Origin of the sequence: Amycolatopsis sp. H20-H5 (assembly GCF_035828755.1) — a bacterium.
Lineage (GTDB): Bacteria > Actinomycetota > Actinomycetes > Mycobacteriales > Pseudonocardiaceae > Amycolatopsis.
Genome location: NZ_JAYMZS010000071.1, coordinates 26391 through 47027, shown reverse-complemented (window position 1 = coordinate 47027; position 20637 = coordinate 26391). Strand labels below are relative to the sequence as shown.

General features: G+C 63.2%; 21 protein-coding genes and 4 pseudogenes. 13 read left to right on the top strand and 12 right to left on the bottom strand.

Annotation, left to right across the window (positions count from 1 at the left end; translation table 11 throughout):
* The 5 genes and pseudogenes from QMK34_RS30880 to QMK34_RS30860 form a co-directional block, all read left to right on the top strand.
* Positions 1-900: pseudogene (locus QMK34_RS30880) on the top strand (hypothetical protein); the annotation flags it as partial.
* 353 nt (positions 901-1253) lie between these two features.
* Positions 1254-2219: an ISAs1 family transposase gene (locus QMK34_RS30875; RefSeq protein ID WP_326418053.1), complete on the top strand. Its 966-nt coding sequence runs from the start codon at positions 1254-1256 to the stop codon at positions 2217-2219.
* Positions 2220-2495: 276 nt separating this feature from the next.
* On the top strand, positions 2496-3386 hold the full coding sequence (locus QMK34_RS30870; protein WP_326418051.1) for an endo alpha-1,4 polygalactosaminidase: 891 nt from the start codon (positions 2496-2498) through the stop codon (positions 3384-3386).
* A 256-nt stretch (positions 3387-3642) separates the two neighbouring features.
* Positions 3643-4370: pseudogene (locus QMK34_RS30865) on the top strand (IS5 family transposase); the annotation flags it as partial.
* A 127-nt stretch (positions 4371-4497) separates the two neighbouring features.
* Positions 4498-5466: a hypothetical protein gene (locus QMK34_RS30860; RefSeq protein ID WP_326418049.1), complete on the top strand. Its 969-nt coding sequence runs from the start codon at positions 4498-4500 to the stop codon at positions 5464-5466.
* A gap of 571 nt (positions 5467-6037) precedes the next feature.
* Here QMK34_RS30860 and QMK34_RS30855 read toward each other — a convergent pair.
* Complete coding sequence (locus QMK34_RS30855; RefSeq protein ID WP_326418047.1) at positions 6038-7045, bottom strand: aldo/keto reductase; 1008 nt, start codon at positions 7043-7045, stop codon at positions 6038-6040.
* A gap of 95 nt (positions 7046-7140) precedes the next feature.
* Between QMK34_RS30855 and QMK34_RS30850 the strand changes: the two genes are divergently transcribed.
* Complete coding sequence (locus QMK34_RS30850; RefSeq protein WP_326418045.1) at positions 7141-8016, top strand: AraC family transcriptional regulator; 876 nt, start codon at positions 7141-7143, stop codon at positions 8014-8016.
* Positions 8017-8061: 45 nt separating this feature from the next.
* Here the strand turns inward: QMK34_RS30850 and QMK34_RS30845 are convergent.
* Together QMK34_RS30845 and QMK34_RS30840 are read right to left on the bottom strand one after the other, a co-directional pair.
* Positions 8062-8188, bottom strand: a pseudogene (locus QMK34_RS30845) (IS5/IS1182 family transposase); the annotation flags it as partial.
* 201 nt (positions 8189-8389) lie between these two features.
* Positions 8390-9106: pseudogene (locus QMK34_RS30840) on the bottom strand (MFS transporter); the annotation flags it as partial.
* Between the two features lie 535 nt (positions 9107-9641).
* On the opposite strand from QMK34_RS30840, the gene QMK34_RS30835 reads away from it, so the two are divergent.
* Positions 9642-9929 carry a helix-turn-helix domain-containing protein gene (locus tag QMK34_RS30835; protein WP_326418043.1) on the top strand — a complete coding sequence of 96 codons (288 nt, stop codon included), beginning with the start codon at positions 9642-9644 and terminating at the stop codon, positions 9927-9929.
* Between the two features lie 161 nt (positions 9930-10090).
* Here the strand turns inward: QMK34_RS30835 and QMK34_RS30830 are convergent, their stop codons facing one another.
* The 6 genes from QMK34_RS30830 to QMK34_RS30805 form a co-directional block, all read right to left on the bottom strand.
* Positions 10091-10774 (bottom strand): NPCBM/NEW2 domain-containing protein, encoded by a 684-nt coding sequence (locus QMK34_RS30830; protein ID WP_326418042.1) that lies wholly within the window; start codon positions 10772-10774, stop codon positions 10091-10093.
* Positions 10775-10872: 98 nt separating this feature from the next.
* Positions 10873-11061, bottom strand: coding sequence for a hypothetical protein (locus QMK34_RS30825; protein ID WP_326418041.1), 189 nt, complete (start codon positions 11059-11061; stop codon positions 10873-10875).
* Positions 11062-11340: 279 nt separating this feature from the next.
* Positions 11341-11721 carry a hypothetical protein gene (locus QMK34_RS30820; RefSeq protein WP_442785248.1) on the bottom strand — a complete coding sequence of 127 codons (381 nt, stop codon included), beginning with the start codon at positions 11719-11721 and terminating at the stop codon, positions 11341-11343.
* 3 nt (positions 11722-11724) lie between these two features.
* Positions 11725-13059 carry a helix-turn-helix transcriptional regulator gene (locus QMK34_RS30815; RefSeq protein WP_326418039.1) on the bottom strand — a complete coding sequence of 445 codons (1335 nt, stop codon included), beginning with the start codon at positions 13057-13059 and terminating at the stop codon, positions 11725-11727.
* Positions 13056-13736, bottom strand: coding sequence for a 5-formyltetrahydrofolate cyclo-ligase (locus QMK34_RS30810; protein ID WP_326418038.1), 681 nt, complete (start codon positions 13734-13736; stop codon positions 13056-13058). Before QMK34_RS30810 ends, QMK34_RS30815 begins: the two co-directional genes overlap by 4 nt.
* A 56-nt stretch (positions 13737-13792) precedes the next feature.
* The gene (locus tag QMK34_RS30805; RefSeq protein WP_326418036.1) at positions 13793-14959 is read right to left on the bottom strand and encodes a helix-turn-helix transcriptional regulator; all 1167 of its coding nucleotides are present in this window, start codon (positions 14957-14959) and stop codon (positions 13793-13795) included.
* A gap of 217 nt (positions 14960-15176) precedes the next feature.
* Between QMK34_RS30805 and QMK34_RS30800 the strand changes: the two genes are divergently transcribed.
* Positions 15177-15500: a recombinase family protein gene (locus QMK34_RS30800; RefSeq protein WP_326418035.1), complete on the top strand. Its 324-nt coding sequence runs from the start codon at positions 15177-15179 to the stop codon at positions 15498-15500.
* 229 nt (positions 15501-15729) lie between these two features.
* On the opposite strand, the gene QMK34_RS30795 is transcribed toward QMK34_RS30800, so the two are convergent.
* The gene (locus tag QMK34_RS30795) at positions 15730-16047 is read right to left on the bottom strand and encodes a hypothetical protein (RefSeq protein WP_326418034.1); all 318 of its coding nucleotides are present in this window, start codon (positions 16045-16047) and stop codon (positions 15730-15732) included.
* On the opposite strand from QMK34_RS30795, the gene QMK34_RS30790 reads away from it, so the two are divergent.
* The 5 genes from QMK34_RS30790 to QMK34_RS30770 all read left to right on the top strand — a co-directional run bounded on the left by QMK34_RS30790 (position 16031) and on the right by QMK34_RS30770 (position 19825).
* On the top strand, positions 16031-16651 hold the full coding sequence (locus tag QMK34_RS30790) for an ATP-binding protein (RefSeq protein ID WP_326418033.1): 621 nt from the start codon (positions 16031-16033) through the stop codon (positions 16649-16651). The two genes, QMK34_RS30795 and QMK34_RS30790, sit on opposite strands and share 17 nt — an antisense overlap.
* Positions 16652-16790: 139 nt before the next feature.
* Positions 16791-17126, top strand: coding sequence for a putative ATP-grasp-modified RiPP (gene tgmA / locus QMK34_RS30785; RefSeq protein ID WP_326418032.1), 336 nt, complete (start codon positions 16791-16793; stop codon positions 17124-17126).
* Positions 17127-17133: 7 nt separating this feature from the next.
* Entirely contained in the window at positions 17134-18090 is a 957-nt protein-coding gene (gene tgmB / locus QMK34_RS30780) for an ATP-grasp ribosomal peptide maturase (protein WP_326418031.1), read from the top strand.
* A complete protein-coding gene (gene tgmC / locus QMK34_RS30775; RefSeq protein ID WP_326418030.1) occupies positions 18087-19244 on the top strand; it encodes an ATP-grasp peptide maturase system methyltransferase in 1158 nt (385 codons plus the stop codon). Before tgmB ends, tgmC begins: the two co-directional genes overlap by 4 nt.
* Before the next feature lie 239 nt (positions 19245-19483).
* Positions 19484-19825, top strand: a complete 342-nt coding sequence (locus tag QMK34_RS30770) for a hypothetical protein (RefSeq protein ID WP_326418029.1) — start codon at positions 19484-19486, stop codon at positions 19823-19825.
* A 153-nt stretch (positions 19826-19978) separates the two neighbouring features.
* Here the strand turns inward: QMK34_RS30770 and QMK34_RS30765 are convergent, their stop codons facing one another.
* Together QMK34_RS30765 and QMK34_RS30760 are read right to left on the bottom strand one after the other, a co-directional pair.
* Positions 19979-20374 carry a hypothetical protein gene (locus QMK34_RS30765; protein WP_326418028.1) on the bottom strand — a complete coding sequence of 132 codons (396 nt, stop codon included), beginning with the start codon at positions 20372-20374 and terminating at the stop codon, positions 19979-19981.
* Positions 20352-20597: a hypothetical protein gene (locus QMK34_RS30760; RefSeq protein ID WP_326418027.1), complete on the bottom strand. Its 246-nt coding sequence runs from the start codon at positions 20595-20597 to the stop codon at positions 20352-20354. Before QMK34_RS30760 ends, QMK34_RS30765 begins: the two co-directional genes overlap by 23 nt.
* Between the last annotated feature and the right edge of the window lie 40 nt (positions 20598-20637).

Below are 20637 nucleotides of genomic sequence, written 5' to 3'. Positions count from 1 at the left end.
AAGGAATTCCTCCCGATCGTGTACGCGTTCGTGGAGGGTCCGGAAGGGGAGATCAACCGGGGCGGGCGTAGTGACGCGCCCCAGTCCGAGCAACGGCGCTACTTCACCCCGGGTGACTGGCGACTCGTGGTGCAGGGCGTCGAGTTCAGCGATACCAGCGCCAGCCCTGGCGGTACCCTCGTCGACGGGCCGCGCACCCTGGCGGCGGGCAAGTCCTACCGCATCGACTGGAACGCCGCGGTGATCGGCCCCTCCTTCACCGGCACGAACGGGCCGGGACACCCATGGGTGTCACAGAACAAGGACTACGCACTCGACGTCACGGTGCCGGTGTTCGGCGACGCGGCCGGGCACAGCGGCAGCGCGGACTACATCTACGGACTGGACCGGGGCACCACCTCGGCCTATCTGGACGGTCAACTGCTCGGCACCCAGAACTCGCCGGGACGCGGGGTGTTCCAGTCCTCGGCACACTTCGGCACCTTCCGGATTACCACGGAGGTGACCAGGGACCAGCCCTGGTGGCCCGTCTCCACCAAGTTCAGTGGTGAATGGACGGTCGCGCCGGCCCGGTATGCGGACGAGCCGCTGGGCATGCTCGCGGTCGGGTTCGCCCCACCGGCGGACCTGCGCAACCTCGTGCCGGGCGGCAAGGAGATCACCTTCCCCGTGACGGTGACCCGCCAGGACGCGCAGCCGAACGTCACCGCGTTGTCGGTGGAGATCTCCTACGACGACGGCGTCACCTGGCAACCGGTCGAGCTGACCCCGGACGGTCCACAGTGGACGGCCAAGGTCCGCCACCCGGCGAGCGGGTTCGCCTCGTTGCGGGCCAAGGCCACCGACGACAAGGGCAACGCGGTGAGCCAGACCATCACCCGCGCCTACCAGATCGGCTGAGCGGTGGGGACCCCCCACGGTCCCGGCAAAGTCGTGTGGTGGCTGTTCGGGCCGGTGTGTGGGCAGGCATGGCCCTCGTTGATCGTGTGATTGTTGAGGTCCCATGATCACGTGAGAGAGCCATGCCTGCCGTTGTATCTTCGCCGATCCTTGCTGCGCTGCGCCAACGGGCCCACTCTGACGACACGGCGGGTGTGGTGGCAGGCAGGTCGGAACAGTTGGTTGACCTGCGAGAACATCTCGCCACTGTGCCGCACTCCCCGTGCTCGACGCGGAGTGCGGCACACCTTCGTATCGATCGTGGCCGCGGCCGCGGTACTCGCCGGTGCCCGATCATTCACCGCGATCGGTGAATGGGCCGCCGATGCCCCGCAGCATGTCCTGGAGATGCTGCGGGGCATCGGCAGGATCGCCACCATGGTCGCTACCGGGCCCCGGACGAAGCCACGCTGCGGCGTGTCCTGCAAGCAGTCGATGGTGATCTGCTGGACACCGCGATCGGTGCCTGGCTCACCGGCCACACCGGTGCGGTGACGGTGATCGCGGTGGACGGCAAAACTTTACGCGGTACCTGCGACGAGACAGGCCAAGGTGGGGTACATCTGCTGGCCGCTATGACTCACGACAGCGGAATTGTTGTGTCGCAACGAGAAGTTGGTGAGAAGACCAACGAAATTACCTGTTTTCAGCCCTTGCTGGACACCGTCGACCTGACTGGCGCAGTGGTCACCGCAGATGCTATGCACACCCAGCGTGCACACGCATCCTACCTGGTGACCGAACACGGTGCCGACTACGTACTCATCGTGAAAGCGAACCAGCCGAACCTGTTCACCCAGCTCGATGCCCTGACCTGGGAACAGTTTCCGTTACACACCAATGAAAACATAAGCCATGGCAGGGTCGAAAGCCGCACGATCCGAGTGCAACCGGCACCGGAGAACATCGACTTCCCTCATGTCGCGCAGGTGTTCCTGATCGAACGCTACGTCACCGATGTCAGCAGTGGCAAGAAAAGTGCCATCGCGGTCCTCGGGATCACCAGCCGCGACACCACCCAAGCCGATGCCCCACAGATCGCCACCTGGGCACGCGACCACTGGAGCATCGAAAACAAACTGCACTACGTCCGCGACGTCACCTACGACGAAGACGCCTCCCGCACACGCACCGGCAACGGCCCCCGCATCACGGCTAGCATCCGCAACCTCGCCATCAGCACCCTGCGCCTGGCAGGAAAAACCAACATCGCCGCCGCACTCCGCCACAACGGACCCGACTTCACCCGACCACTTCAACTCCTTCAAATCCACCCCTGACCAGCATCAACAACTTTGCCGAGGCCGTGCCGGCAACCCGTGGACACCTCCCCGCGTCACGGCAACGTGATCAACTGGCGCTACCCCGTGAATGGACACGCACGAAAGGCCAAGGCTATACTCTTCGGTATGTGAGCATCTGCGAACTGTCGGAAGGTGTCAGTGCGTTCGCACCGCTGACTGCGGTGCTGCCGGGACGTACGAATTGTTGCGCGCCGGGGCGGACACCTTCTAGGTCCGACGCTTTCTTACGCTCAATGGAGAAGGATGAAGTCGATGAGAGCGGTCGTTCGCTTCGGATTCTTGGTCGCCACGCTGGCGATGGGGCTGTCCGGTTGCTCGACCCCTGACAGCCCGACGTCGGACCCGCCCGTGGACTCCTCACATCCGGAGGAAAACCGACCCAGTAGTGTGGCCCAGACCGCACCGGAAGGGCAATTCCCATCGGGCGCCCGCGTCGACTACCAGCTCGGCGGCGCTTATTCTCCGCCTGCCGGTGTTACGCTTGTGGTTCGTGACAGCACCGCCGCATCCGCTCCCGGCATGTACAACGTCTGTTATGTCAACGGTTTTCAGACTCAGCCCGCAGACCGCGGCCTGTGGCTCAAGGAGCGCCGTGACCTCATCCTCGTCGATGAAAACGGTAGCCCACGTATCGATCCGAACTGGCCGGACGAGCTGATGATCGACACCTCCACCGTGCCGAAACGCGTTCGCCTGCTTGAAATCATGGGAAACTCGGTGCGCCGGTGTGCCGAGTCGGGATTCCAGGCGGTGGAGATCGACAATCTCGACTCCTATACTCGTTCGGGTGGGACGTTGACCATCGAGAGCAATCTCGCGTTCGCCAAGCAGTTGGCCGATCTCGCGCATGGGCTCTCGATGGCCATGGGGCAGAAAAACGCGGCGGAACTCGGTGCTCGGGGTAAGCAGGAGGCCGGATTCAACTTCGCCGTCTCAGAGGAATGCCTGCGCTTCAAAGAGTGCGCGTCCTACATTGCGGTATACGAGCAGCGGGTCATCGACATCGAGTACACCGATGATCTGGGCGGCAGTGTCGAGGAGGTCTGCGCCGATCCGAGCCGCCTTGTATCGACCGTGATCCGCGACCGCAATCTCGTCGGACAAGGTGCCGCAGGGTACTTCTACCACCGGTGCGGATCTTGAATGCCGTTAACCCGGCTTGAGGGCTACTCCTAGCCGGGGTGTTTCATGGGGTGTGATGTAGGTCTTGCCCTGAAATGCGCGAAAGTACCTGTCCTGTAAGGGAAGCTACGGATTCCTTCTGTCGCAAGAAGCATGATCACCCAAGGGCTGCATCCATGATCAACTGGGGTCATCCCCACACCAGCACGGGGTTAAACGACAAGCTTAGAGCGTGTCTTACGTGGTGATTGCTTTCCCATGGGCGATGATTTTGGCTGTGGTTGATCGTTTGTCGTTGCGGTTGGTGCCGGATGAGTTGTGGGCGCTGGCGGAGCCGTTGATCCCGACGTTCGAGCCGCGTCCACAGGGCGGTGGGACAGCTCCGCTGGATGCTCGTGCGGTGTTCACGTCGATCGTGGACGTGCTGACCAGCGGGTGTGCGTGGCGGGATCTGCCGCCGTCGTTCGGGGTGCCGTTCCAGACCGCACACCGCCGCTTCGGCCAGTGGACCGACGCTGGGCTGTGGCGACGGCTGCATCACGCACTACTGGACGAACTCGGCAGCCAGGGCCTGCTCGACTGGAGCCGCGCGATCGTGGACGGAGCCTGCGTGCGGCCAAAAAAAGGGGGCCGTTGACCGGACCCAGCCCGGTAGACCGGGCAAGCCAGGCTCGAAGATCCATGTCCTGTCCGACCGTGCCGGGCCGCCACTCTCGGTCGCCGTCTCCGCCGCGAACACCAACGACTCTTACGCGCTCAAGCCGTTGGTGATGGCGATCCCCGCAATCAAGTCCCGCCGTGGCCCGCGGCGACGTAAGCCCGCCAAGCTGCACGGCCGACAAGGCCTACGACCAGGCCGACCTCCGGCGCTGGGTCCACGACCGCGGCATCAAGGTCCGCATCGCCCGCAAAGGCATCGATTCCCATGACAAACTCGGCAAACACCGCTGGGTGATCGAGCGAACCATGGCCTGGTTCACCGGATACCGCCGCCTCACCCTGCGCTAAGAACGCAAAGCCGAACACTTCCTATATCGACCTCGTGTGTCTTGGTGTCCACGAGCTCCAGCGTTCATGTCGTGCATATGACTGCTGATAGGTACGGCGTCGCACCTGAGCATGTGATGGGTAGATGAACGTGCAGTTTGGAGTAGGTAGTCTGCGCAGCCTGGACGCACTGTACTTTTGTGGCATGAAGTTACCAGCGGCTCGGTGGTGGAGTGGGGCGGCCACTCTTGGTGAAGAGAAACTGAAGAAGATGATATTTGCTCTGCCATTTCGAAGGCATGTCTATCGCCTTTCGGTTTGGGATAAAATCTATGAAGAAGATGTTGACAGGCTTCGCGATTATGGACTGTCGAGATTTGAGGTCGATGAAGTTCTGAGGCGAAAGTTCATTGACATGCTGCACCTGATTCCAGGTGTGCTCCTGGTGTCAAGTGTGCTCACCTGGTTGCTGGTGGCAATGTCGGATGTCCAATGTATTCCCGGCAGTTGCAATATAACCTCGCGACATCTGCAAGGGATAGGTGTAGCTATAGGCGTCATTATCCTCGGCCTCGTAGTGTTCCACTTGTCGGACCGAAAAGAGGTTGCCCCTTATCGTCTCATGCGGCATCTCGTGAAATGCTTCAGTCATCTCGAGGCTACGCAGCGGGAGCCAGAGTCTCATGGCATCATTTCCCAGGTGGAACGAGTTCGTGACCTTACGCGAGCTCGGTATACGGCTCGAAGTACGTTGCGCCAGAAATCAAGGCTAATTACATTGTGGTGGGCCCGCGTTAACGGGCAAAGAGACGTCAAAACGTGGGACAGGGGCGTGCTGCTGGAGCGCCATCTGGCGTGGGTTCTGGAGGACTTTGATGATGAGGAGCGGCGAAAACATGGTCTGCGGACCATGGTTATATCGATACGACATTCCGTCGGAGAGTCGATGCATTGTCCGCCTGATTTGCCGGAGGTTCCAAGTGGAGTTCTACCTGAAATGCCTTTGACTTGGACTCGAAGAAGCAAATTTAAGGTAGCGATTCAGAATTCTCTCTGGGCTACCTTGATCGGACTGGTCGCAGCTTTGGTGAGCCTTGCCTTGAAATTCCTCTGACATCAGAGTTATGGCAGTCGAGTTGGCTGCAATTCCGGTCGTCCTCCGTAAAACAACCGAGGCGGAATCCTCCTTCTTGTAGGGTCTCACCGCGCGTGACATGTTGATCTACTGCGACCTGCAATTTTGTTGGTTGTCTCACTGCGGCTTCATCAAGATCAGTCTCAGCTTCGTGGCATTCCTTCGGGTGGCACTGCTGGATCGCGTTGATGCTCCGTTAGCCGAGTCGATGTGTGAGTCGATCTCGCTGTTCGAGTCGACAGCCGCAGGCGGTTGTCGACCAGTTAGGATGGCGCCCGGGGTGGGGGAGCTCCGGTCCTTCGACCGGCGGGCGTGCACGATCTCCACCGCGCCGTGTTCGGCTGGACCGTCACCACCGTGCCTGCCGACGACGGCGAGTACACCGTCTTCACGCCGGTGCACGCCGGTGCACGGCGGTGACGACTCCTCGTTCGGCTGCGTGGCCGGCCTGCCCACCGCCGACCTCGCCGGTGTAGGCCGCATCGCGTGGCCTGAGGATCCGGTTCGGGGCGCGCTGTGAGCCGCTCACCAGCTCGGCCGACTGATCACCTCACCAGGTCGGCATCATCGCCTCGGGGTAGCGGGAACCGGCCGCGCCCTTGGGCAGGACCTGCTGCACTCGCGCCAGGTCGTCCGCCGTCAGCACCACGTGCGCTGCCGCCACGTTCTCGGCCAACCGGCCCGGGCTGCGCGTGCCCGGGATCGGCACGACGTCGTCGCCCTGCGCCAGCAGCCACGCCAGCGCAAGCTGCGTCACCGTCGCGTCCTTCTCCCGTGCCAGCGCGGTCAGCGCCTCGACCGCGGCGACGTTGCGCTCGTAGTTGCCCGACTGCCACCGGTCGTCCCAGCTGCGCATGTCGTCCGCCGGGTACTCGGCCGCCGGCTTCACTGCGGACGTGAGGAACCCGCGGCCCAGCGGCGAGTACGGAACGAACCCGATGCCCAGCTCCCGCACCACCGGCAGCACCTCGACCTCGACCGCGCGCTCGAACACCGAGTACTCGGTCTGCAGCACCGACACCGGGTGCACGGCGTGCGCGCGCCGCAGCACGTCCGGGCCCGCCTCGCTCAGCCCGAAGAAGCGGACCTTGCCCTCGGCGACCAGCTCGCCGACCATGCCTGCCACGTCCTCGATCGGCACGTCCGGGTCCACCCGGTGCTGGTAGAGGACGTCGACGTGGTCGGTACCCAGGTACCGGAGGCTGTTCTCGGTGACCTCGCGGATGTGCTCGGGCCTGCTGTCGAGCTTCGCACCCACGTTCGCCGGGTCGGTCAGGTCGAAGCCGAACTTCGTGGCGAGCATGACCTCGTTCCGGAACTCGGCCACCGCCCGCCCCAGCAGCCGCTCGTTGCTGCCAGTGCCCATGCCGTATAGCTCAGCGGTGTCGAACAGGGTGACGCCCAACTCGTGGGCGCGGCGGATAGTGGCGATACCGCCCGCCTCGTCGCCCGCGCCGTACGCCATCGTCATGCCCATCGTGCCGAGGCCGATCGCGCCGACCTCCAGGCCCTGCGTGCCGAGCACGCGCGTGGGCAGGTTCTGCAGCTGCTGTGTCATACCCTCGACGCTAGAGCGCACCCGGCGCGCCGGCATGAGCGGTGAACCGCATAGGATTGCCTGATCCTCTCACCCATCCTGTTCGGAGCAGCCCCGTGCTCGACCAGCTTGCGGCGGCCGTGGGCCGTCACCGCAACGGCCTGTGGTCCGGCACCACCGCCGTGCCCCGGCTCACCGTGGTCGCCCTCGACGAGGTGGTCAACCCTCTCGACATGCGCTACGAGCCGATGGTGTGCTTCATCGCCGAGGGCTCCAAGCGCACCATCACGGGGGAGCACAGCCGGTCGGCCCGCCGCGGCGACATGTTCCTCAACTCGCTCGACCTGCCGGTCACCGCCGTGTTCGAGGAGGTGCCGTACCGCTCGGCCGTGCTGCACCTGGACGGCCCCGCCTTGGCCGACCTGCTGCTCGAACTCGACGGCGAGGCCCCGGCCACCCCGGCCGCGGGCCAGGTCTCCGCCACGATGACCCCGGAACTGGTCGACGCCGTCACCCGCTGGGTGCGGCTGCTCGACACCCCCGACGACATCCGGCCGCTGGCCGCCCGCGTGGAGGCCGAGATCATCTACCGCCTGCTCGGCAGCACACTTGGCCCGACCCTGCGCCAGTTTGCGGCCACCGGCTCGGCCTTGACCAGGGTGCGCGCCGCAGCCGACTGGATCGCCGCCCACTTCACCGAGCCCATCACCGTGGAGCAGGTAGCGGCGGTCGCACACATGAGCCCGGCCACCCTGCATCGGCATTTCAAGGCCGCCACCGGCATGAGCCCGCTGCGGTTCCAGAAGCACCTGCGACTCCAGGAGGCGCGGCGCCTGCTGGTGGCAGGCGACACCACGGCCGCGCACACCGCCGATGCCGTCGGCTACGCCAGCGCCACCCAGTTCACCCGGGAATACCGCCGCGCCTACGGCCTGCCGCCGGTGCGCGACGCCGCCCGCCTGCGCGGCAGGCTCACCGACAGCCGCTCTTAGTGGTCCTTTCCGCGAAACGGTTCGTGGCCTTGGGCGACCGGGTGGGCGGTCGTGCTCGACGTTTAGGAGCACCAGCGGCGGCGGCGATCTTGCCGATCATCCAGGGGCAGAGGCTGACGTTGCGCAGTGCCTTGAAGGTGGCCTTGAGCAACGAGTTTTCCCGTTCGCCCACGGGGCCGCGAGGCGGCAGCGCGAGGACACCGGCGAAAATCCACACGCTGCACAGGTCAACGTAGGGCGAGTGCGAGTGGTCGCGCCGGACACGTTCGATGGCGTGTGAGGCGTGCAGGTGGATCACCGCGCACGCGGCGAGCCAGCCCGCGGTCACCCACTGTCCGGATGCCGGCGAGGTGCGCGCGGCGAGTATCGACACGATCGCCGCCGCGGCGGCGACACCGATGACGAAGGCCTGGGCCGGTTTCGGCAGGGACCACAGCAACGTCGCCAGCCGGCGGTCCCCGGCCACGATCACCGCTCCCGCGGCGACGTGGCGCCACGATCTGCGCCACCGCGACGTCGTCAGGTCGTTGGCCGCCGGAGCCGGTGGTGGGTACGGGCCGAGCGCGGTCCGGATCAGGATCCCGGACGCGGCGAAGGTGGCCGCGTCGATCGCCAGCGCGGTGTGGGCGCGGACGTCGGTGACGATGAGCGCCCCGACGGCGAAGCCCAGGACGAGGCACAGCTGGTTCGTGACCTGTTGCACGGTTTGGCCTGCTTCGTACCGGGTGCCGAGCGTCTCCGGCAGCACCGCGCCCTGCGCTGCGGAGAACGGTGCTTCCGCCAGTTGCACCAGCACCAGCAACCCCGCCAGCAGCGGTAGCGGAACCGCCGGTATCGCCATCAGCGTGACCAGCGCCGCTCGCAGTAGGTCGCACACCGCCATGACCCGGCGGCGTGGAAAACGATCGGCAAGCCACGACAGCGCGGCGCCCGATACCAGCGCCGGGAGCATCGACAACGCGTACGTCGCGGCACTCAACGCAGGGGACCCCGTCCGCTGGAACACCAGGATCGACAACGCGACCCGCGCGAGCTGGTCACCTATCGCCGACGCCAGGGCCGCGACCCACAACGCCCGGAACTCGGACACGGCGAACGCGCCCAACGTCCCGCTCAGCTGCCGGTCAGCCGTCCCTGCCCCAAGGCTGTCACTCAACGCACCTTCCGAAACGCCGAGCGTAGCGTCCTGGTGGTGATCCTGTTGCCATATCACGGGTTTTCGACGCCTGATCGGCAGAGCATCGCCGGAGTGGCCGACCTTCGATGGCAGGGAAAACTGGTGGAAACTACCCGGCTGGGTGAACCGCCTGGAGCACTTTTGGTGACCCCGTATCGAATGGGGTCACGCCCTGCTCCAGTTTTGCTCCACCTACTGAACGGTAACTGAAGCGCAATCCACTGTGGACGGTTTTTCGGTGCACCGAAAAAGACCCGCTGGCCTGGGATAAGTCCCAAACCAACGGGTCTGTCGTGTTGTGGAGGCTGGGGGACGGTACTACAACACAAAGGACCAGGTCAGCGAGCTGGAGTCGCTGCTCGGGAAGCTGCCCGACCCGGCCGCGCCGGTCCCACAGCGACCCAAGCGGCACATACCAGGCCGAGCCAGACAGCTCAACGCCGACCAGGTGAAGGAGCTGATCGCGGGCTACCAGGCCGGAGCAACGGTCTACGAGTTGGGCGATCGGTTCGGTATCGACCGGCGAACGGTCAGCGAGATCCTGCACCGCAACGAGGTGTTGATGCGTCGTCGTGGTCTCTCTACCGAGCAGGTCGATGAGGCGGCGCGGCTCTACGAAGGTGGTTGGTCGCTAGTGAGAATCGGGGAGCGGATGGCCGTCGATCCCACCACGGTGCTCAACCGACTACGGGAGTGCGGAGTGCGGACCCGGGATGTGCATGGCCGAAAGAGATAGCGCGGTCCTTGCCGCACAGTATCAAACCCGAATGCGAGAAGTCATCATTCGGTATCGCGCCTAGGCAAGCCACAGAGCTTGATCATCTCTTGTATCGTTATTAGGTCCGGCCGGACTCAGACTTTGTAATAGCTACCGCCTTGGTTGATCGATAGCCAATCTCACCTGGACAATCTAGCGTCGCCCCACACCGCATCGCCAATAGCGACGCATGAGTTGAGGTCACCGCTCGTAGGGAGCATCTCTAGTGCAAGGTACTGAGCGCCAGTCACATCGATCGTGGGGATATTCTGTCGTGCGGACGGTGTGACGATGTATCCGTTGCCGATCGGAGTTTTGTCGACGAACACGGTCATGCGGGCGACGGTGTTGGGTCGCGATGTCTGATCAAGCCCGACCGTGGCATCGAACTTTTTCCACGAACCTCCCAGCTTATATTCCACCGTCGACGCCGTTTTGCAACCGTTGAGGCCGCGATAGATGCTATGTGGGAAGTCGGTACCTGCAAGATTCTTCGTACCGGTCATGACGCTCTGCGCGCCAACTGGCTTCATGTCAGGGTCAGAGAGGTATTGGACATTGGCAACGTCAGGTGAGCTGCCATTTGACGACGCTGCCGACTTCTGGGACGAGGTAGGAGACGGGACAGAAGCGCTTGGCGATGCGATCGTCGCTCCAGAGGACTTCGATTCGGAAGGACCTTGGGACGCCTTATAAGCGAAGTATCCGCCGACGGCGGCACTGACCACTCCAAGAATAGCGACAATCACCACGCTCCAAAAGTTGAGTTTAATTCCGAGGATTTGAACATGAGTACTAGAGGAATTATTGCCGCTGGAAGGCATTTCCTGCGTCCCACCTTACGTCGGGTAATGGCACTGGCAAGTGCCAATTATACGGCCCCTGGGACCGGGTGGTCCCAGGGGCGACGTTGTTGTGATGCTTACGTGTTCTTGGCCTTCAGATAGGCGACGAGTACGGCAGCCATTAAAACCGTACCAACCAGATTGGTCACTAGCACAATAGCCAGTAGCGGAGCGATCTGACCAAAGTACAGACCGACCAGAGTAATCCCTATGCCGCCGCCCATCATCCAAGAGACAAGATAAAGGGTATTCGAAAGAAATCTCACAACGTCCACCTCCAACGAGGGAGCCCTATTCCGCAGGCGGCGGGTTCAACCTGAGTGTAGGTGAACGGTGTGAGTTCGAGAGACTATTGCTACTCTCAATCAATTTACATTAACAGAATGTGATGAAATTGTCAAGAGCTATGCTGTTGTATGCTTTCGTCCACTTCGGATCTAAGCTAAATTGACAACTATACGCGCGAGTGGGCCTCCTACTCATCTGCGTCACCCTCAGCAATACCGTGCCCACCTTAGTCACGCAGTAGCAGCGCACGTCCATTATTACTGAACGCTTTGCTCAATGCGCTCGAAGATGTCGGCATCCGTCTCCTGCTGCCACTTCGGCAAGTCGGGCCAGTCGGCGACGTAGGCTGGCTTGGGATCTGGGAAGTGCTTGAAGATTTGCCCGATCCAGCAGAGGGCAAGGAAGCGACTTTTCTGATCTCTGGTCAGCTTCGCAGTGTTGCCGTCCGTCGCCTGGATGAACGCCCGCACCTGGTCATAGACCGCCGCCGCACTCTCACGTTCCCAGTCTGGCGTCTCTTCCCATGGCGTGACGTAGCCGGACTTTGGCTCACCTGGGTAATACTTCCTTACGCCAGCGATCCACGCCTCGCGAAAGATGCGCCCCTGCTCAAACGACACGGTGTTTCTCCCTTGCATTCTTCAGCCGGACACTTTTGTGAGGGCGGTTATTTCTTGGTCCAGTTGGCGAACTCGACAGTCGGTAAGCAGTGGCGTTAGTTGGCCCTGAAGGCTCTGGAGCTTGCGGCAGACCACGCCCGAGCCAGTCTGTCGAGCAATATTCGCAGCAGCACCGGCATGGTTCACGAGCTGATCTACGTCACGACGTTGGAGACCGAGCGTTGCAAGATCGGTGAGCACGCTACCTCGGCGCCGGGCCGACAGGTCCACGCTGAGTGCATTGTTCAGAGCCTGTTCGGCCAGGTCTGGACGCCGAAGGGCTACGTAGCACGTGCCACGTTCCTCTGGGAGTCTGGAGCCGTCGAAGCGGAGCCAGCCATCTGTGTGGATCTTCCCGCTGAGCTGGTGGACGTCATCCGCGTCGTCAAGGGCTTGCTGACATGCGTCCAAGTCGCCGAGACCGGCGAATGTTTGCGCCTGAACGGTGCGCACCCAATAGCGTGTCGACAACGCCTGATCGCCGCGCCTTGCTAGACCGGCGGCAAGTTCGAGCAGCGGTCCGGCTTTGACGAACTGCTCTTCGTACACGCCAATGAATGCATGGCGGGTGAGCGCGCAAGCCCATAGGTCGAAGGCGTCACCTTCTTTGCTCGCGGTAGCGGCCAGCGTGTAGCAGTGTGCGGCCTCGGTGTAGTGGTTGCCGTCGAACAGGATCTCGCCTGCGAGCTGAAAGAGATCGGCAGTGAGGGCACACAGATCGCGGTGTACCGCTGCTCCCTGAGACCGCTGGAGTGCGCTAACCAAGACGGCGAGTTGTTCGCGAACAAGGGGATAGGTGTGACGTTTCGTCTTTGACAATGCAAAGACACGCCATAGATGGCCGTTCAGCGTGCCATACTCCGCGACGGCAGCAGCGTCGAGTTGATGCTGACCAGCAGCAAAGTAGGCGAGCCGTTCCCAGTCCACTCCGTCTTCGATTCCGGACATCGCGACGAGCGTGCCAGCCATGGTCATGAGTCGGAGTAGTTCGCGGCGGTTCATGTCGTCAAACTCCGAGCTTCCCTCCCGATCTGCCACCAGATCGTCGTGCGATACATTGTTCGTTGTAGGGGCGGGCCGTATAGCGACCAATGAGGTCGGGTACGTCTCGATCCCTAGCATCTCCGTGAGCTGGTCAAGTGAGATTTGCAACGCCTTCGCCAGCCTCGGCCTCGCCCAAGGCAGAGGCTCGTTGCCACCGCTTTCCCAGCGCACGACGGTCGAACGATCCACTTCGAGTCGTTCGGCAAGCTGCTCCTGACTGAAGCCCATCGCCTTGCGTCGTTGCGCGAGGTGATACCGCCTAGTAGCGGTCATTGCGCCGCCGCCCTGCGCTCGGCCAATGCCGGAATGGCGGCGATCTTCTCGGCGGTCAGGTCATCCCAGACGATCCCTGCGGGGCGTCGGCGGTTGGGGCAGGGGATCAGTTCGGTAGGCGTGACGATGTAGTCCACAGAAAAGTCGTGTGTCGTCTCTGGGATGTCGTCATCGACCACCTGGCGTGCGTGCACTGGTGCGACGATCGTCGTCGCTTCGGTGACCAGGCCGGCTTCGATGAGCAGCGCGACCTCAAGGTCGGAGTAGCCGGCGCCCTTGCCGATACGGGCACCCGAGCGGTTCACCGCGACACTGCCGCAGACCACGACGTCGATCGGACGCATGTCCTCGACCCCGACTCGCTGGGCGACCTGAGCGGCACCCTTCTTCTCTGCCGCGGCTTCGGGTGGAAGCTCGATCGTCCTGGGGTCGAGTAGGTAGAACGGCTGGACGCTCGCCATCTTCGGCACGGCCATGTAGAGCAGCTTGCCGTCGCTTAGCGCACGGACGCGGACAGGGAGCTGGGCGTAGTCCGGGTTGGCCTTGACCGTAGTAGCTCGCTGCCAGACCTCAAGCTCGGCCAGGCGCTCAGCCGTCACCTTCGCACCCTCAAATGAGGGAATCTTGCCGTACGAATCAGGCGGCACGACGCCCGCTTCGAGGAGCTGCCGCCACACCTTGTCACGGACGGTCGTCTTCGCTTGGTCGACGCTGGTCACCCCCTACTAGTACCCTAGATGGCTGCCATCAGGGCAAGCAGCCGGTCGTTGATGTCCTGCACCCACGGCTCGCCTCGCCACTCGCGTAGCTCTCTACCGGCAGCGAAGGCCAAGTTCAGGCCGCCGCCCCCTCTGGTCAGCTCGACGGCGTCGATCGTCCGGTGCATGGTGGAAGCGGCCTCGTCAAGCTTGCGCTGGCGGATCAGCGAGAGCGTCAGGTTCGCCAGGGCGATGGCCTGGCTCTTCTTCTTGGCAGCAAGCGCCCTGACGGTGGTGCGGAGGATCGGCTCAGCACGCTCGGGCAGGTCAAGGTAGAGGTAGCACGAGCCGGCCAGCCGGTTGAACTCGTTCATGGTGTAGTACTCCGCAGCCACGTCGTCGGCGTCTGCCCGGTCAAGCTGCCTTTCGGCCTGCGTCAACGTCTCCTCGCAGGACTTGGCGTCGCAGCTCATGGCGTAGCCCTCGGCGACGTGGAGCAGACTCAGCCCGGCCAGGGATGGACTGCACCCGGTGGCGACCTCGCTGGCCTGCTGGGCGAGCATCAAGCCCTTGACCGGTTCTTTCTCCCCGTAGAGGGCAACGAAGCTCTTGCGCAAGGTGGCGTACGCCTCGGTGCAGGGGTCGTGCGCTTGACGGGCGGCGTGCACCGCGTCGTCGAGGTAGCCGATCGGGGCGATGTGGTCGCGGCGCTGACTCACGTCCCATACGAGCTGCCCCATGAAGGTGGCCGACTCAGCTTCGACCTCGTAGAGCGCCTTGCGCACCCGTGGGTTCGTGGCGTGCTCCCGGAGGTATGTCACCTGGCCGTTCACCTGGCCTGCTGGCCCCAGTAGCGCCGTCGAGGGGGCGTGGTCATACCCCTCGTCAAGCTGCCGGATGCGCTCATGGAGGTAGGCGACGGCGACCAGGTCCACGCTGGACGGGTGCTCGAGCACGTAGCTCATGCGCTCGCTGGGCTCGGCCTGGACGAGGACAACGTCATCGAGGAGTTCTTGCAGCTCGTCGGCAGTGACCTGAAGGACGGCGGCGAGCTTGGGGCGTGCCCACGGCTGGGGTTCGGTCTCGGCGGTCTCCCAGCGCACGACAGTGGAGCGCTCGACACCCAGGCGCTCGGCAAGCTTCTCTTGGCTGTAGCCCGCTGCCTTGCGACGCTGGGCCAGCCGTACGCGCTTGGCCGCCATCGCTGGTTCCCTCCGGGGTAGGGGCCTGTCCACCATAGCCACCCGGTCGCCCATATGCCCAGGTCAGGGCCTCATTGCCTCTTTTTTGCGCCACTCCTACCCCTGGTCCGCTCTGGGTTTCCCCAGGTCACTGGGGCTTTCCTGGCTAGTAACCGGTCCAGCGGTGCCGGACCCCGAGCCCACCGCTGGACCGGTCTCCACAGGTTAGGAGGAATCTATGCGACCAGCTATTTACGGCTACATGCGCGTCGTGAGTGACGACGAGACAGACAACGAAGCCGAACGCATCAGACATGAATTGGCCGAATACGCCGCACGTGAAGGCTTTACCTTGGAAGACGTCTTCACCGAGAACGTCAGGTGCGCGGAGTCAGCTTTCTACACCATGCTTGACGCTCTCAAGCGCGGCGAGGTCAAGGACGTCATCGTGCCGTCGCTCTGGCACTTCGCGCGCCTGCCTGGCCTCCAGGAAGCAATGAAACAGCACATCGAGCTGGAGACCGGCGCCCGATTGTGGGTCGTCCAGGGGAAACGCCGATGATGACAGAACTGCGACCCCTCGCTTACGGGTATATGCGTGTGCCGTGTGACGTCGAGGATCGTGCCGTCCGTGACATGGAACGAAAACTCAGAGACCACGCCGAGAGGCACGGTTTCGAGTTCGCGACAATCTTCCACGAGTTCCAGTCCGGTATCACTGATGGATGGGACGAGCTGACAACTGAGCTCCAACGTTCCGACGCGCACCACGTCATTGTGCCGTCGCTCAGTCACATATCACTCCATCCGATTCTGCGGTCAATCAGGCTTGAACGACTTGAGGAAGACGCCAAGGCCGAGGTCTTCGAATTGAGTGATCGGTAATGGACGCCCACGACACCACCATGTCGATCCTGGATCAGCTCCAGAGCATCACGCGGGACGCTGGAGCGTTTGCTGCGGGCATCCTGTCCAACGACATCAGCAAGGACGACCAGATCGATTTCGCGATCCGGCTTGTCGATCTTGCGCTGGCCATTAAGCAACGTGCTGAGAGTACCGCTGGGTTGGTGGTCGAAGGGAGTGTCATCGATGACGGCAATACTCACGGCCGAGCGCTCCCATCCGCAGGACCGGGCCGATAGTCCCGTCGTGCCGGAAACGCCGCGTTTCGCTGACTCGCTGACGCTAGCCGCGACACGTGCCGCCATTGGCTGTGCGCAGATGTTCGTGTCGCACACGCTGTATCACTGGAACGCTCGCTTTATCGAGGACGACGCCCTCCTAGCGGTGACCGAGCTGGTCACCAATGCCGTGAAGGCTACTGGCGTCATGGATGAGCACCCGCGCTGGTGGGAACTGGATCACCTCAACCTCATCAGGGTACGGCTGCTCGGCATGGACGCCAGCATCGTTATTGAGGTGTGGGACAGCGATCCAGAACCGCCTGAATTGATGAATCCTCGGTGGCATTGTCTTCAGCCGCGTTCCGGCGGCAAAGTCGTCTGGGGCGAGCTGGAATTTCCTCAACGCGCCACTGCGCTCGATCAGGCGCAGGAGCAGCCGTTGCCTTTGCCGCGACGAAAGCCTCGGCCATCACCTGGCCCCAGGCGCCCGACGGCGATCGAGCGAGATCCCGAGGTATTACGGCGGGTCATCGATGGCCTGATGAAACTCGACGACGAGTCGGGAGGTGGGGGCATGGGATACTGACCACCACTTTCCCCGCCTGGCTGGTGGTAAGCGACCATCGGCGGGTATTCGCGTTGCCTGATGGTGGTGATGCCCTTCCAGCCGATTGACGTATTCGACCACGTCACCCCCTGCCCGTTCCCCTGTAAGGAGATGTGCCATGACGACAGACCTGCTGATCCCGACCCGCGCCAACGAGCCTGACCCGTTGTTCGATCCGGCGGCCGTCCTGCCGCTGGGTCGGCCGTTCCTGCACGACGTGAGCCCCGACAGCACGCCGAGCCGGAATCGACCGTTCGGGTTGCGTTATGCCGTCGTACCACCTCACCCGATCACAGTGGATCTGTCGCGGGTGCGCTACGACGCTGAGCGGCAGGTGTGCGTCGACCCGAGCGGCACACCGGTGTTCGGCCGACACACCGATGGCCAGACCAGTACGCAAACCTCGGACGGGCACAAGAGCATGGACTCCGATACCGATCACCGAGAGGACTGACCCGGCGATGGGCGGCGCGCGAACCGTGCTGGTACTGACCGACCCGTACGACACCACTGCCGATTACGTGGTCGAGGAGCTGAACCAGCGCGGGCATCCGGTGTTCCGATGTAACCCCGGCAACTTCCCGGCTCGGTTGTCGCTTGCCGCGCGCTTGGGTGGAGGCTGGACCGGCAGCCTGCGCCTGCCCGAACGAAGCGTCGCGCTCGATGACATCGGCTGCGCCTACTACCGGCGTCCCAGCGCGTTCGAGCTGCCGGATCACCTGAACGACGAGGAACGCCGCTGGGCACGACGCGAGGCAAGCCGGGGCCTGGGCGGCGTGCTGGCCACGCTGCCGCGTTGGCTCAACCATCCCGCCGACATGGCGCACGCCGAGTACAAGCCAGTACAGCTCGCCCTCGCCGAAGCGGTCGGGCTGTCGGTACCGCCCACGCTCATCACCAACGACCCGGACGAGGCCCGGTCCTTCGTCGTTGAAGTCGGCTCTGCGGTGTACAAGCCGCTGGCCGGTGGCACGATCGCCGAGGAGGGTGTGCACAAGCTGACCTACGCCAACCGGATCGCCGCGGCGGACATTGATGACAGCGTGCGTGGCACCGCGCACCTGTTCCAAGCCTGGGCGCCGAAAGCCTACGAGGTCCGGCTGACCGTGGTCGACCACCAGTGTTTCGCCGTACGCATCGACGGTGACTCCGAGGCCGCGCACCTGGATTGGCGCACCGATTATCCGAACCTGCGTTACGCGGTGACCGACGTGCCGGAACCGGTGCGGCTGGCCGTATTTCGGCTGCTCGACCGACTACGGCTGCGGTTCGGTGCCCTCGACTTCGTCGTTGGCCCGGACGGCTCGTGGATGTTCCTGGAGATCAACCCCAACGGGCAATGGGCCTGGCTGCAAGACGCCACCGGTCTGCCTATCGCCGCTGCCATCGCCGACGCCCTGATGAAGGATGAAGCATGACCACAGACCGCACCGTCCAGGCCCGCACCAACATGGTGGAAGAGCTGACCCGCGACGGCTGGCTACAGACTCCGGCCTGGCAGGACGCCTTCCGGGCGGTTCCACGGCACTTGTTCCTGCCGCGCTTCTTCCGCCTCGCCCCGGACCAACAGCGGCACGAGGCCATCGACCAGGAGCACCTGGACTGGCCGGCGCTCATCTATGCCAACACCGTGCTGGCCACCCAGCTCGACAGCGACGACGCCCGCTGGCAATCGGCCCGGGAAGATGGACCGGTCGAGGGCACCGCCACCTCATCCAGCACGCAGCCCAGCCTCATGGCCTCCATGCTCGAAGCCCTCGACATCCACGCCGGCCAACGAGTGTTGGAAGTCGGCACGGGTACCGGCTACAACGCCGCGCTGCTGTGCCACCGGCTCGGTGACGAGCAGGTCACCAGCGTCGAGTACGACCCGACCGTGGCCGAACACGCCCGCCACGCCCTCGATGAGGCCGGCTACCACCCGACGCTCGTCACCGGCGACGGCGCTGACGGCCATCCGACCGGCGCACCGTACGACCGGCTCATCGCGACCTACTCTGTTTCCGCCATCCCGCCCGCCTGGCTGAACCAGGTACGACCCAGCGGTGTGCTCGTGGCCAGCTTGTACAGCGATCTCGGCGTCGGGCTCATGGTCCGGCTCGTCGTCGATGACAGCGGCGCGCACGGACACCTGCTGCCAGACAGCGCCTACTTCATGCCCACCCGCACCCACGCGAGAGCCGATACCGACGCGCTTGTCAAGACCGCCAGCAAACAACCCACCGAAACCGCCCGGTCGTCCACACTGCCAGAACCCATCTCCGACACTGCACCCGGCTGGACCGCGCTGGCCGGACTGCTCATGCCCAAGGTGGCCCGACTCGACATTCTCCGCGAGGACGGTGCCGTCCAGTGGCTCGTCCATCCTGATGGTTCCTGGGCGTACTACCAGGCCACCGACCGCCAGGTCGAGCAGGGCGGATCACGAAGACTATGGAACGAAGTGGAAGCGGCCCACGACCGCTGGCAGCAGCTCGACCACCCAGCCAGAGAGCGCTTCGGGCTCACTGTGCTCCCAGATGGGACGCAGCGGGTATGGCTCGACCACGAGGCAAACGTCGTCCATAGCTGATGACGCCGCCCGAGGATGAAGTATTCGGCCTCTGTATATCGAAGTAGTATTTACAACGAGAGCGAACATAGCAGCGAACATCGGATTGACCGATAGAATCGGCTCTCCTATAACTAGTGGTGCCAAGAGGCAACACCCGTGAATTTGTGCGAGTGAAGCAGCTCGTCGGTGTTCTGCGGCTTATCAGATGAATCCATTCAGGGTTTGTCGGCCGCAATTCACCGAGGAGGTGACTCGCGATGAGCGAGCCAACAACCGGTGCGACTGGTCAGCTTCGAACGTTGGCGGTTCGCATCACCGAAGACCTGCGGGCGCAACTGGACGTCGTCGCCCAGATCACCGGCCGCAGCGCCACCGAGGAGATCCGCCTGGCCTTGGAGTACTGGGTTCAGAAGATCAAGTCTGACCCGGCTACCCTCCAGAGGGCCGAGGCGATCCGTGCCGAGATCGAGCGCGAAGCGCAGACCCGGCGCAATGCCATTGCCGCCATCTTCGGCAGCGGTGACACCACCACGGACGAAGCGAAGGAGACCCCTCCTACCCGTCCAGCTCCCCGCCGAGGCAAGACCTCCGGCGAGTAGCACCCGCGTCGCCTTCGAGCCCTTCGGGCTCGGGCGACGCAAGAAGGCGGGAGCCCACCTGGACACGACTTACGTCGTTGTCTGGTGGGGCTCCCGCCTGTTTTCATGTTAAGGGGTACTGTCTCGATCCTGTCGACCGCAGACTCAACCGCTCTATTCCAGGTCGAATCCTTCACGATACTTCTTAATCCAAGAAAGCTCTGTATCGAGTACGCGAGGATCTCTTGTGATTTCTTCGAAGTGCCGACGCAGGAAGTCTGCATATTCGGTAATATCATAGAACGAAATGTCTTGAGTGGTGTCAGTTGACGTTTGCCAATTATGTACCATGAGTTCATGGGCACGTGCGTCCGCCTGGTTCAATTCATCGATGTCACCCGATACAATCGAATGGTCAATGTGACTCAGTAAATTGCGAGCCGTCTCTTGTTGTTGGCGGTATTTTTCATTCATATAAGTTGAATCATTTCGGTAGTTAGTGAGCCAGTTTTTCGACATGGCTCGGGTCGTGGTGATGCGATGGTTGTCAGTCGGACTGACCGCGATCACCGTAAGGCTCACCATCGGGGCCAAAGTGGTCATGCCCCTTCTGGCCCGACGATCCGTAGAACCCACCCATGCTGTCGGCATGGCCGCGAGCGATCAGGGCTTCCCCATCACGACCGTCCGTACCGAACGAGGCGGTGACGTCCTGACCGTCTGCGGTGGTGCCGTGGACGGGTGCTGTCCAGTGGTTGTCGCCGCCGACTTCACCGTTGCCGAACTGGCTCATCTCCTCGTTGTGCCGTTGCTCAGCGCGGTCACGGGTGTTC

What these genes read in the sequence shown, in the direction of transcription:
- QMK34_RS30855 (WP_326418047.1), bottom strand. Translation starts at nt 7,045, where the DNA reads ATGACACAGCAGCTGCAGAACCTGCCCACGCGCGTGCTCGGCACGCAG.
- QMK34_RS30860 (WP_326418049.1), top strand. Translation starts at nt 4,498, where the DNA reads ATGAACGTGCAGTTTGGAGTAGGTAGTCTGCGCAGCCTGGACGCACTG.
- QMK34_RS30875 (WP_326418053.1), top strand. Translation starts at nt 1,254, where the DNA reads ATGGGCCGCCGATGCCCCGCAGCATGTCCTGGAGATGCTGCGGGGCAT.
- QMK34_RS30820 (WP_442785248.1), bottom strand. Translation starts at nt 11,721, where the DNA reads ATGCAAGGGAGAAACACCGTGTCGTTTGAGCAGGGGCGCATCTTTCGC.
- QMK34_RS30815 (WP_326418039.1), bottom strand. Translation starts at nt 13,059, where the DNA reads ATGACCGCTACTAGGCGGTATCACCTCGCGCAACGACGCAAGGCGATG.
- tgmC (WP_326418030.1), top strand. Translation starts at nt 18,087, where the DNA reads ATGACCACAGACCGCACCGTCCAGGCCCGCACCAACATGGTGGAAGAG.
- QMK34_RS30800 (WP_326418035.1), top strand. Translation starts at nt 15,177, where the DNA reads ATGCGACCAGCTATTTACGGCTACATGCGCGTCGTGAGTGACGACGAG.
- tgmA (WP_326418032.1), top strand. Translation starts at nt 16,791, where the DNA reads ATGACGACAGACCTGCTGATCCCGACCCGCGCCAACGAGCCTGACCCG.
- QMK34_RS30760 (WP_326418027.1), bottom strand. Translation starts at nt 20,597, where the DNA reads ATGAGCCAGTTCGGCAACGGTGAAGTCGGCGGCGACAACCACTGGACA.
- QMK34_RS30870 (WP_326418051.1), top strand. Translation starts at nt 2,496, where the DNA reads ATGAGAGCGGTCGTTCGCTTCGGATTCTTGGTCGCCACGCTGGCGATG.
- QMK34_RS30770 (WP_326418029.1), top strand. Translation starts at nt 19,484, where the DNA reads ATGAGCGAGCCAACAACCGGTGCGACTGGTCAGCTTCGAACGTTGGCG.
- QMK34_RS30790 (WP_326418033.1), top strand. Translation starts at nt 16,031, where the DNA reads ATGACGGCAATACTCACGGCCGAGCGCTCCCATCCGCAGGACCGGGCC.
- QMK34_RS30830 (WP_326418042.1), bottom strand. Translation starts at nt 10,774, where the DNA reads ATGCCTTCCAGCGGCAATAATTCCTCTAGTACTCATGTTCAAATCCTC.
- QMK34_RS30805 (WP_326418036.1), bottom strand. Translation starts at nt 14,959, where the DNA reads ATGGCGGCCAAGCGCGTACGGCTGGCCCAGCGTCGCAAGGCAGCGGGC.
- tgmB (WP_326418031.1), top strand. Translation starts at nt 17,134, where the DNA reads ATGGGCGGCGCGCGAACCGTGCTGGTACTGACCGACCCGTACGACACC.